The organism is Candidatus Cloacimonadota bacterium, assembly GCA_020532085.1.
Classification (GTDB): Bacteria; Cloacimonadota; Cloacimonadia; order Cloacimonadales; family Cloacimonadaceae; genus Syntrophosphaera.
On sequence record JAJBAV010000009.1, the window covers coordinates 71,472 to 83,385 of the forward strand.

Here is an 11,914-nt window from a genome sequence, read left to right on the forward strand (position 1 = left end):
GCCCCGCTTCGAATATCTTGTCTATTAGTTCTTTACCAGCGTATAGGGGGTGACATGGTTTCGACAGGGAACCAGGGTGTGAGAGATGCATGCCGGAGACGCTGTCCGCTCCGTTATCAAGCAGCAAACAAATCTAATTGCAAACAACAACTACTCCTTAGCAGCGTAAGCAGCTAACGTTCAACCCTTCCGCGCCGCCGGGAAGGGATTGGGCGTCGAAACAGTGTGGCCGCTCCGGGTTCGAGAGCTCATAAAACCCGGCTAAGACTATGAGCCCTGGCCCCGGCGGGTCTGATTGTCTTTCACCGCCCCGGCCGCGAGCAAAGACAACTAAGCATGTAGATTCACTCATGACCGGTTTTTTGGACGCGGGTTCGATACCCGCCACCTCCACCAATTTGTCAAAAAAAAGACTCCTCTCAGGGAGCCTTTTTTTTATTGGGGAGCCTTTTTTCGTCCGTAAACGGTAGCAACGCTGGTCGCTAAACATCCTGAACTTCAGTGCGTTTGGAAAGTTTCCGCCGCCATCCCCCTTCAAAGAAGGAATAGATCACCGGGATGAACAGCAACGACACCAAAGTGGAGACAAGCAGTCCGCCGATCACCGCCCGGGCAAGCGGAGCCTGGGTTTCGCCGCCTTCCGCCATGCCGATGGCCAGGGGCGTGAGGCCCAGTACGGTGGAGATGGCGGTCATCAGGATGGGCCGCAATCTGCGGCGTCCGGCATTCTCGATCGCCTCGCGCAGCGGCATTCCTTCATTGCGCCTCAGTTTGTTGGTGGTGTCCACCAGCAGGATGGAGTTGTTCACCACGATCCCGGCCAGCATGATGATGCCGAGGTAGCTTTGGAGGTTGAAGGTGGTGCCGGTGAGGAAGAGGATCAGGGCCACGCCGATGAAGGCGAAGGGCACCGAGCCCATCACCACCATTGGATCTTTGATGGATTCGAACTGGCTGGCCATCACCATGTAGATGAGGATGATCGCCAGGATGAGGCCGATGAGCATTTCGCGGAAGGATTCCTGCTGCTGTTTGTAGTCGCCGGCGATCTCCACGCTGTAGCCCAGGGGCAGGGGGATCTTGTCCAGCCGGGCCTGGATGTCGCGCACCACAGCGCTGAGGTTGCGGCCGGTGTGGTTGGCGGAAATGTCGATCATGCGTTCCTGGTTCAGCCTTTCGATCACGGTGGAGCTCTGGCTGCTGGCCACGCGCACCACGTTGCGCAGCACGACGGGCTGCCCGGCGGAATTGACCACCGTGAGGTCCAGCAGCTGTTCCAGGGGCAGTTGGTCCGCGTCCTTGATCTGCACCAGCATTGGGTATTCCCGGCCTTCGTCGACGAATTCGCCGGCGCTGGAGCCGGAGAGCGCCGTTTCCAGCACGGAGGAGATCTGCTGCACGCTGAGGCCGAGTTCGGCGGCCTTGGTCCGGTCGATGATGATCAGGTCTTCCGGAGCGCCGGCGGTGCGGCTGAGATTGGCATCGGTTACGCCTTCCACCGCTTCGATGGATTTTTGGATGCTGCTGGCCAGACGGAAGGATTCCTCCAGGTCGTGGCCCCGCACCTGGATCTCCAGCCTGTCCCCGCCACCCATGAAGCGGGACATCTGGTTGCTGGTGGCGGTGCGCACGCGGATCCTGGCGCCGGGAATGCCGGCAAAGCGTTTGCGGATCTCGCCGGCGATCTCTTCATCGCTGCGGGAGCGTTCCGATTTTCCCACCAACCGCAGCCGGATGGAGCCGGTGTTTGAGCCCGAGGCCCAGCCGCCGCTGCCGGCCTGGGTGATGGTGTGCGTGATCTCGTCGATGCCTTTGAGCCGCTCCTCCAAAACCTTCATCTTGGCGTCCACCACCTCCAATCTGGTGCCGGCTTCCATGTCCAGGTTCACCCGGATCTCGCCTTCGTCGGACACTGGCATCAGTTCGGAGCCGATCGCCAGGGAAAGCAGCACAGCTCCGGCCAGTGCGGCTCCGGCGATGAGCACCGCTTTGCCGCGATGGTCCAGCACCCAGTTCAGGGCTTTGCCATACACGTTTTCCATGCCCTCCAGGATCCGCCCTGTGGCGTGGTAGATCCGGCAGCGCAGGCTGTCTTTGCGGCCTTTGGGCTCCGTGCTCACGCTTAGCAGCTTGCTGGAAAGCATGGGCACCATGGTGAGCGCCGTCACCAGCGAACAGATGAGGGCGAAAACCACCACGAAGGCCAGCTGGCGGTACATCAGGCCGGTCATGCCCTGCATGAAGATCATGGGCAGGAACACCACCACGGAGGTGAGGGTGCTGGCAATGATGGGGGAGGTCACCTCATCCGCGCCGACGATGGCTGCTTCCTTCGGTTTTTTGCCCAGTTCCCGGTGCCGGAATACATTTTCCAGCACCACGATGGAGTTGTCCAAAAGCTGGCCCACCCCCAGCGCGAGCGCGCCGATGGTCATCAGGTTCAGGGTGAAGCCGTTGAAATAGAGCAGGCCGAAGGTGGCCATGATGGAGATCGGGATGGCGGTGGAGATCACCAGGGTGCTTTTAAAGTTGCGCAGGAAAAAGAGCAGGATCAGCACTGCGAGGATGCCGCCGATCACCACGGAACTGGCCACATTGTTGATGGAGCGGCTGATATAGACAGATTGATCCACCAGGGGCACCACCTTCACCTGGGAGATGCTGTGGTTGATGTTTTCCACCTCTTTTAAAACGCCTTTGGCCACCCGCACCGTGTTGGTGCCGGATTGTTTGTTCACCGAGATCTGGATGCCCGGCTCGCCGTTGATCCGCACCACGCTTGTTTCTTTGGATGACGCGTCTTCGACGGTGGCGATCTCCTTCAGCGAAACGGAGGTCCCTCCCTTCTGGGCGATCACGGTTTCCCGCAGTTCGTCCAGATTTTCGAACACCCCGGGCACGCGCACCGTGATCTGGTAGTTGCCGCGGTAGATGTTGCCCGTGGGCTGGTTAACGTTGGAAGCGCGGATGCGGCTGATCACGGAGTCCATGGAAATGCCCAGCGACTTCAGTTTCTGGGGGTCGATGTTGATCTGCACTTCCCGGGTGAGCCCACCCCAGACGTTGATGCTGGCCACGCCGTTGACCCTCTCAAGGCGATAGCCGATTTCGTTGTCGATCAGCGTGCGCAGGGTCACGGGGTCCAGGTCGCTCACCACGCCCATCATCACCACGGGCATGGCGGCAAGGTCAAATTTACGCAGCGAAGGCCGGCTGGCGTCGTCCGGCAGGCGTGCCAGGATGCGGTCGAGGCGGTCGCGGATGTCGTTGGAAGCGGCGTCCAGATCGGTGCCCCAGGCGAAATACACCTGCACGCTGCTGCTGCCTTCCGAAGAGCGGGAGGAGATCTCCTCCACTCCGGAAACCGCGCCCACCGCTTCTTCGATGGGCCGCGTGATCAGCTCCTCCACCACCAGCGGGCTGGCTTTGGAGTAGCTGGTGGAGATGCTGATGGTGGGCGAGGTTACGTCCGGCATGGCGTCGATGGGCAGCCTGGTGAGGGCCACCCCGCCCAGGATGATCACGATCAGCGCCACCATGATGGTGGTCACGGGAAAATTGACGGATGTTTGGGCTATCTTCATGGTTTGGCTTTACCCTTTTTCTCCGCTCCGGGCAGAATGATCTCCCGCCCGTCATCCAGCTGGTCCTGGCCCAGGGTAACCACCTCGCCGCTGAGGGCGGGGGAGAGGATCTCCACGTATTTTGTTGTGACAATGCCCTTTTCAACCGGAATGAAACTTACTTTGCTGGAGGCTTTGTCCACCAGGAAAACCCCCTCTTCGCCCTTGTGCTTGTAGATGGCGGCGGAGGGAACCGCCGTGGCCTGCGGTTTGATCTGCCAGGTTATCCGTGCCCGCGCGTACATTCCTGGCTTCAGTTTGAGGCCGGGATTGGCCACTTCGATCTCCACCCTCGCCTGCCGCGATTCCTCCTTCAGCATCGGCGCCACTCGCGCGATCCTGCCGTTGAATTCCTCTTCCGGCCAGGAATCTGAACTGATGCTGGCGGGCTGGCCCACCTTCACGCGGGTGTAATCGCTTTCGATAACGTCGATCTCCGCCACCAGGGTGCCTATGTCCAGCACGGAAACCAGGGGCGAGCCCGAATTCAATAGCTGGCCGGCGTCGGCAAATCTTTCTCCGATGACCCTCGCAGACCCGCCTCCGCTCCAGTCCGCCTTCACCCGGGTGTTGGCCAGTTGGGTCTCGGCGGCGTTTTTGCCGGCCAGGGCAACCTGGTATTTGGCTTGTTCGGAGATGTATTGGGCGTTCACGCGGTCGAACTCGCTTTGGGGGATGTAGGATTTGGCCAAAAGCGTCCGGCTCTGCTCCAGGGCTTTTTCCGCCTCTGCCATCGCGCTGGCTGCCTGCTCCAGATTGGCTTTGGCCTTGTTGAATTCCTGCCGGAAGATCACGTCGTCCAGCACCGCGATCACCTGGCCCCGGCTCACGGTGTCGCCTATGTTCACGTTCAGCTGCACCAGCTGCCCGGCCACCTTGGGCGCCAGGATATAGCTGTTCGCGGCCCGCAGGTTGCCGCTGAAGGTCGCGCTGTCCTCCAAGTCCATCACTTCCACTGGCGCGGTTTCCACCGCCACCGCCTGGGGTCCGCCGCCCTGCTGAGCGTCTTTATCCTTGCCGGAGCACAGCCGCCAGGCAAAAAGCAAGCCCAGCAGCGCCACCACGATCACTAGCCAAAGGTATTTCTTCATCGTTCGTTACCACTATCTGATTATTTTACAATTTATTAAGATCCTAAACATCCAAATGTCAACCTGCGTCTCAGGTCAAGTAAAAGTTTGGTCGCTGCTGGAGGATGCCGATCCTCCGCAGTTTGGCCTGAAGAGCCAGCCTTCATGTCATTCCGGGACCCCGGCGTTGAAACGCCACCCCGGAATGACAGCCTGGTTCATCCCCGGTCCATTCTTTTTCCGCATCCGCATATATTGCTTGACAGATTCCTCCCACGGCTCAGATAGTTTACCAGCGTGTTCGCCTGAAAGATTCACTCCGTTGGATAGATAAATCATCACATACAGGAGATCCAGAATGAAACACAGAATCCTCATTTTTTGCCTGCTCGCCCTGGCCGCCCTTGCCGGCGCGGCTACGCTCTGCCCGGACACGGGTGAAGAGATCCCCTCCCTCACCAGGCACAATCCCTTTTACCAGCCTGACGTCCTCGAGGCTTTGTCATCCCAGCGCGGCGTGAACGAATGGACCGGCTCCGGCCCCTGGGGTGGGAACGTGCGCGGCCTGGCCACCGATCCGGCCAACCCCCTGCGTGTCTTCGCCGCCTGCGGTTCCAGCCTCACCGCCGTGGAAGGCGGGGTGTACATGAGCCTGGACGGCGGCCTGAACTGGGAGCCCGCTCCCCTGCCCCGCAAGCAGTACAACGCCGTGGCGGCTTCACCTTCCCAGCCCGGCACCTTTTACGCCGGTGCCCGCAACGGCCTCTATAAAAGCGTGGACAACGGCCTCACCTGGAATGTGGCCGCCCTGTCCAGTGCCTACATCCTTGGAGTGGGGGTGAAGGCCAACGACGGCAACACCATCGTGGTGGGAAAATCCGGCAACGTGGGGATCGAGGTTTCCACGGACGGCGGCAACAGCTTTGCCCAGGTGGGCGTGAACGGCGGTTTCATGCGGATGTTCACCTCTTCAGCGGCCAATCCGGAGAGGATGTTCGTGGTGATGGGCTCCGCCGCCGCTTCGGTGATGACCAGCGTGAACAATGGCCAGACCTGGACTCCCTGGGGTCCCGCCGGCGACGGCTGGGGCATGTACATTTCGCCCACGGACAGCCTGTTCAGCCTGGTCGCCCACGCCAGCGGCATCTACCGTACCACGGACGGCGGCGCCAACTGGACCCTCGCGGCTTCCGGCACTTACCGCGGCGTCACCGGATTCAACGGGATTTATTATGCCACCTCGAACAGCGGGGGAGTGGAGAAAAGCAACGACGGCGGCCTCACCTGGACCCCCGTCTCACCCCAGGTCCCGCAATCCAACTGGCAATCAGCCACCTCGTCGGGCGCCGGGGCGCTGCTGGGACACTGGGGCGGGATCTTCCGCGCCAGCGGCTACAATGATCCCGTGCCGGCCTCCCACACTGGCCTGAACCTCGCCCTGGTGCACGGCCTGGCCTACTATTCGGACACCAATGAGCTTTGGGGTGGAACCGAGGGCAGCGGCCTCTATCGCAGCACCGATGGCGGCGTTACCTGGGATCAGATGGTGAACGGCTTGAACAACTGGATGATCTACGAACTTGCCCCCACCAACCACCAGTATTACCAGTCCGGCCGGATGCTGGCCGGCACCCTCGACGGCGCCTATACCTCCCTGGATGGCGGCCAGACCTGGAGCTATGTCTATTACCAGGGCACGCAGGTCTCGGCCTGCGAAGTGCATCCCACCGATCCCGACAAGTTCTGGCTGGGTTCCGCCACCGGCGAGATCCGCTACACCGACGACGGCGGCCAATCCTGGACCGTTGCCACAGGCGGGATGTGGGGATTCGCCCCCAGATTGAAGCTGGGACGCGGTCCTTCAGGCAATCTGCGCCTCTTCCTTTCCTATCAGGGCAGCGCCACTGCCATCTGGTATTCCGACGACGGCTTCACCTTCACCTCCTCCACCGGCATGGAAAGCACCACCTATCAGCCCATGGTGTCCATCCGGCCTGGCTTTGGCACCCAGCCCCAGATCATCTACGCCTCCTCCAATTCCGGGGTGTACAAATCCACAGATGGCGGCGCCACCTACACTCTGGCGGGAATGCCCGGATTCAGCTGGAGTGTCCTGAGCGGGCCGGGCCAGCAGGTGATCTCCGGCAAGGACAACGGCCTGAGCTACAGCACGGATGAAGGTGCCACCTCCACTTCCCTCACCCAGAACCTGAGCTCAAACGCCACCATTTGGCAAATGGCCTGGGGCTCCAGCACCAATCAGGTGTACATCGCCCTGCGGACCCGGGGTGTGATGGAGAGCCGCTTCAGCGCCACCGACTACGGCTTTCCCACAGACCTCACCGCCATCCCCAACGATCAATCGGTGATCCTGACCTGGACCCCCGTGTCGCAACAGCCGGCTCCAACTGCCTATTGCATCTGGCGCGACGGCTATCCGGTGGCCCAAGTGCCGGCGGGTCTTTCCACCTTCACGGATTCCAGCCTGCTCAACGGCCAGGCCTATAGGTACTTCGTCTCCGCCGTCTATGCGGACAACATCCAAACCTCACCCACCCAGATCGTCACCGTCGTTCCGGCCATCCCCACGCATCCGCCGGTGATCGAGTTCACGGCTACGGTCCAGGGCCAGTCCGTCGTGCTCAATTGGGTCGCCCCGGACGCCGGACAGATCGGCTACAAGCTTTACCGTGAAGGCGAACTGCTTATCGAGATCACCGATCCTGACGTGGATGGTCACATCGACATGTACCTTTCGCCCGGAACTTATGCTTATACCATAACGGTCACCTACATCACCGGGGATTCCGCTCCGACCCAGGTTTACGCCACCATCACCGTCGCCAACGAGGATCCCGGCGCTCCCGCCCTGGCCACCGCGCTGCGGGGCAATTACCCCAATCCTTTCAAACCCAGCACCAGCGTCAGTTTCACCCTCAAGGACGCCGCGCCCGTTACCCTGGAAATCTACGACCTCAAGGGCCGCAAAGTGAAAACCCTGGCCCAGGGCGAGTTCGCCTCCGGCCTCCATAGCCTGGTCTGGGACGGCACCGACGACTCCGGAACGACCGTGGCCAGTGGCCTCTACCTATATCGGATGAACTCCGGCAGTTACAGCGCCTCCCGCAAAATGCTGCTGCTGAAATAAGCTCCCCAGCCCTGCCATATTGATCACCCCGGGTTCCCCGCCCGGGGTTTTCTTCGTTTGGCTGTCGTGAATGGCCACCCCGCCACTCCGCCACACCCCCTTCATTCCAGATCCATCCCTTTATCCGCGTTGATCCGTGTTTTTTTCTGCGTGGATCTGCGTGAACACTATTTTAACTCGTGTAATTAGTGGACCCCAAACCCCGGAAAACCAGCCACTTTTCCGATCACATCCCTGCTTTCCTTCAGGCCAGTGATCAGCACCCAATCGTGAAACATTCCCGGATATTCATAAAAGCAGATCTCGACCCCGTGTTCCTCCGCCACTTGCCGAAGCTTCAGGGCGTCCGCGTGCAGAAGGTCGTGGGTGCCGGTGAAGACCGAGATCCTGCCCAAGCCGGCCAGATCGCCATGGACGGGGCTCACCCGGAAATCCGTGGTCTCCAGGCCTCCCGTGAAGGCTTTGCCCGCGAATTTCAGTTCTTTTATGCTCAGAATTTTGTCCTTGCGGTCAAATCTGCTAAGGTCGGGGTTGTCCATGCTCACATCCAGCCAGGGGGAAAAGAGGATGATCGCTTCCGGTTGCCGGCCGCCCTCATTCCTGATCTTCTGCGCGAAACCCAGGGCCAGTCCGCCGCCTGCCGAATCCCCCATGAAAACCAGTCTCTGGCCGGGATGGCGGGAGATTAGCTCCGCGCGAACCTCGTCCAGCCAGCCGTAAACGTCTTCGCAGTCAGCTTCCGGGGCCAGCGGGTAGTCTGGCAATATAAAGGTGGATTTGGTGGCGCGGATGAGTTTATTCACCAGCCGCCAGTGCATCCGGGTGAGATTGGCGAAATGGGCCCCGCCATGCAGGAACAGCACCAAAGTCTCAGCGGGGTTGTTTTTGGGACAGAGCGTCCACACCCGGCGCTGGCGTATGCGAACAACTTTCACCTCACATTCCCTGAGCAGCGATCGTGGCAGGCCGGCAGCCTTCATGCCACTTTTGCGGTTGATGAGTGTTTTCAGGGTCACCCTCTTCATCCCCAGGAGGCCCAGGCTCAGCTGGATACACCGGGAACCGGCTCCGGGACAGGCCTGATGCCGGTATCTGAAACCCGCGCTTGGTTCAGCGTCACGGGGAGGGATGGTTTCGTCTACTCCGCCGCCCGGAAGCGGGGGTATGTTCGCGGCGTTCACGATGGCGTCGCCGGTGAAGCTGGCAATGCTGCCGCGCCTGAGGCTATCTGGAATTTGGAAATCACCGCGGCGAACAGCTCAGGTTTTTTCAGGCTGGCGATCCACTCCGTGGGGATGGCCTCATATCCGTAGTGCAGGGCGGCCAGCCCGCCGGTGATGGCGCCGGTGGTGTCCGCGTCGTCCCCCAGGTTCACCGCTTTCAAAACCGCTGCGGCAAAGTCATCCGTGGTCAGCAAACACCAGATGCTCGCTTCCAGGCTGGCCACCACGTAGCCGCCGGAATCGATCTCCGCCTCTGCCAGGCTGGCCAGGCCGGGCTCCAGCAATCGGTTCAGGGCCTGGAACTCCTTGGTGTGGCAGGCCAGGCGGGTCATCAGTTCAGCGGTATCAGTTCGGGCTTGTTCATAGGCCAGGAACTTGTCGGTCCCGCCGCTGATCCCTTCCGCCATGTTCAGGTAAAGGAAGCAGCACAGGGCGGACCTGATGTGCGGATGGGTGAGGTTTCCGGCTTGGCGGACAAGCCTGAACTGCTCTTCGGGGTCTTTTCCGCTGATCGCCACAACCAGGGGCAGGATGCGCATCAGGCTGCCGTTGCCGTTGCTGTATTCGTCGGAATCATCGGCCAGGTCTTCCAGCCGGTCGGTTTCGCCCGCCCTAAGGATCTTCCGGAGGTCGGCCAGCCTCCTTGTGGTCTGGATCCCCACGTCGAAAGCGCGGTCGCGGGCCGACATGTAACCCTGGTCCAGCCAGGCGAGGAACCTCCGGGCCTGGTCCTGGAGGTCAAAGCCCTTCGCCAGGCTTTCCGCCAAACACAGCGTCAGCGAGGTGTCATCGGACCATAGCCCCCTCAGTTCTTCGCCCCAGGAGCGGATCTGCCCGCCCTCTCCGCGGAAATCGCCCATTCCCACCACTGGCCTTGCCTCGCGCTCGGACCTTGGCTCAAACTGGGCGGGAAAGCCCAACGCGTCGCCCACCGCCACCCCGGTCAGGATGGCCCGCATCAATTCAGAGCTGTTCGCCTGTTTCACATTGATCTCCTGTGTCAACCCTTGCCGGCATGTCAATTTCAGCCCGAGCGCGCCGGCTTTCTCGCTATGGAGCATGGCTGTTCCCAAAATGAAGTGAATCTGGTGATACTCCGGGGGGTATTCTTCAGCGCATCGCGCTTCTGAGCAGTTCCACCAGCCTGGGGTCGGTTTCGGGATAATCCAGAGCGTAATCCAGCGGGGTCCTGCCCTCGAACCGCAGGAAGGGACTGGCTCCCAGCCCGATCAGCGCTTTGGCTCCCTCGAAATCGTTTTGCATGGTGCAGGCTATCAGGGAGGTCTTGCCTTCGCTGTCACGGGCATTCACATCCACCCTGGACACCAGCATGTCAAATATGGCTTTGTAGCTATCGGGATCGTAGGTCATCCCCAGTTCGGATACCTCGTAGCCTTCGACCAGCAGCAGGCCAGGATCGAACAACCTCACCTCCATCTCCGGGATCTCCCAGGCATAAAAACTGTCCACACCGCCGGCGGCGATCACCAGGTCGGAGGCGTTTACAGCCACTCCGGCCGTGTTCACCAGATAATCCACGATATCCGCTGCCCCGGCGGCTATGGCATAATCCAGCATGCCGGCCGGATCGCAAAACTTAATCTTTCGTTCTACTATTTGGCGCACCATGTCCAGACAGCCGTTGGCGGCCGCGTATGCGCCCGGGTCCCGGTCGGAATAGTCCTCTGCGGCATCCTCATAACGCCCGTAATTGTCGAGCAGCCATTCCAGCACCTCCACGTTGTCGTGGACGGTAGCATAGATGGCGGCGGTGCGCCACTTCCAATCTCTGTAGATGAGGTCTGTGTGCTCGCGCACCTTGGCCACCACATCTTGATTGCCCCTGCATTCCGCGGCATAGAAAAGGGCGATCCGCTCCCATTGGTCCCAGTGAATGCAGTTGGCGTCACGGTCCAGCAGCAGATGTGCGATTTCGCCGTTGTTGCTGAACAGCGCGGCCTGCAAAGCGCTCACCCCGGAGGGGCTGAGGGCGGCGTTTGGGTTGGCATCGCGCTCCAGCAGGACGCGCACCACCTCGGTGTTGCCCAGATAGGCGTGTTTGATCAGTTCCCAATCGTATGTGCGGTAATCCAGGCTTTTCACATAGGCCAAAGCGTCCTCGATCCGGTACTCATCGGGCGTGGCCGGCCTCAGAACGACATCCTCACTCTGTCTGGGTTTTTCCTTAACTTCCGTCTTGCTCTTGCTGTCCCCCTCCAGGGGAACAGGCTTGATGTACTCAAGGTCAAACGCGGAAACTGTTGCCAGCAGAGCCAATAAAACCAAAATCAGCGTAAGCTTCATGATCATCTCCTTTGCCGTTTTCCGGGCGGGACCTGCTGCAGACTGGACCAACCCGGTGGCGTCATTGTCTTGGATCTCCATCCAGAATGTCAATCGTTTTTTTCTCATCGCCCCGTCTGTTCTCCCCTGAAGCGCCACGCCGCTTGTCATTCCGGGGAAAGGGCTTCAGCCCTTGGGACCCTAGGATAAGATCGTAACGGTGGTTTCAGTAATCAACATAGCCCTGCCTTATGCTCTTTTCTCTGGGTCTCCGTGTCTCCGTGTCTCCGGGTTGATGATTCTTTGTTAAACCTTGCTTGTCAGCTTCCTGTCCGCCTCCCGTTCAGTTCCCATTGAACCCTTGGGAAGTCAGCGGGAAGTGAATGGGATGTGGGTGGGAAGAGGCACAGAGAGCCTCCATATTTAGTGGGTAACAATTATCCAAAGACCTTTGCACATAATCCTCAGGGTCTGGTGAAAAAGTAAGAGCATTTAGGATCAAAAAGTAGTTTTTGAAATCTGCAAATAATTCTTGACAAAATAGATAGGCTCATATTTTGTCACTCT

General features: G+C 60.1%; 6 protein-coding genes and 1 other RNA gene. 2 read left to right on the forward strand and 5 right to left on the reverse strand.

Annotation, left to right across the window (positions count from 1 at the left end; genetic code table 11):
- Positions 1-45: 45 nt before the first annotated feature.
- Positions 46-396: a transfer-messenger RNA gene (ssrA, locus tag LHW45_03895) on the forward strand.
- 86 nt (positions 397-482) lie between these two features.
- On the opposite strand, the gene LHW45_03900 is transcribed toward ssrA, so the two are convergent.
- Positions 483-3,584 (reverse strand): efflux RND transporter permease subunit, encoded by a 3,102-nt coding sequence (locus tag LHW45_03900; GenBank protein ID MCB5284719.1) that lies wholly within the window; start codon positions 3,582-3,584, stop codon positions 483-485.
- Positions 3,581-4,714, reverse strand: a complete 1,134-nt coding sequence (locus LHW45_03905) for an efflux RND transporter periplasmic adaptor subunit (protein MCB5284720.1) — start codon at positions 4,712-4,714, stop codon at positions 3,581-3,583. The genes LHW45_03900 and LHW45_03905 overlap by 4 nt, the downstream gene beginning before the upstream one ends.
- A gap of 337 nt (positions 4,715-5,051) precedes the next feature.
- Between LHW45_03905 and LHW45_03910 the strand changes: the two genes are divergently transcribed.
- A complete protein-coding gene (locus LHW45_03910; protein MCB5284721.1) occupies positions 5,052-7,841 on the forward strand; it encodes a T9SS type A sorting domain-containing protein in 2,790 nt (929 codons plus the stop codon).
- Between the two features lie 185 nt (positions 7,842-8,026).
- Here the strand turns inward: LHW45_03910 and LHW45_03915 are convergent, their stop codons facing one another.
- From LHW45_03915 to LHW45_03925, 3 genes are all read right to left on the reverse strand, one after another.
- Positions 8,027-8,857 carry an alpha/beta hydrolase gene (locus tag LHW45_03915; GenBank protein ID MCB5284722.1) on the reverse strand — a complete coding sequence of 277 codons (831 nt, stop codon included), beginning with the start codon at positions 8,855-8,857 and terminating at the stop codon, positions 8,027-8,029.
- A 161-nt stretch (positions 8,858-9,018) separates the two neighbouring features.
- Positions 9,019-10,050 carry an ADP-ribosylglycohydrolase family protein gene (locus LHW45_03920; protein MCB5284723.1) on the reverse strand — a complete coding sequence of 344 codons (1,032 nt, stop codon included), beginning with the start codon at positions 10,048-10,050 and terminating at the stop codon, positions 9,019-9,021.
- Positions 10,051-10,174: 124 nt separating this feature from the next.
- Positions 10,175-11,368 carry an ankyrin repeat domain-containing protein gene (locus LHW45_03925; protein ID MCB5284724.1) on the reverse strand — a complete coding sequence of 398 codons (1,194 nt, stop codon included), beginning with the start codon at positions 11,366-11,368 and terminating at the stop codon, positions 10,175-10,177.
- Positions 11,369-11,914 lie beyond the last annotated feature (546 nt).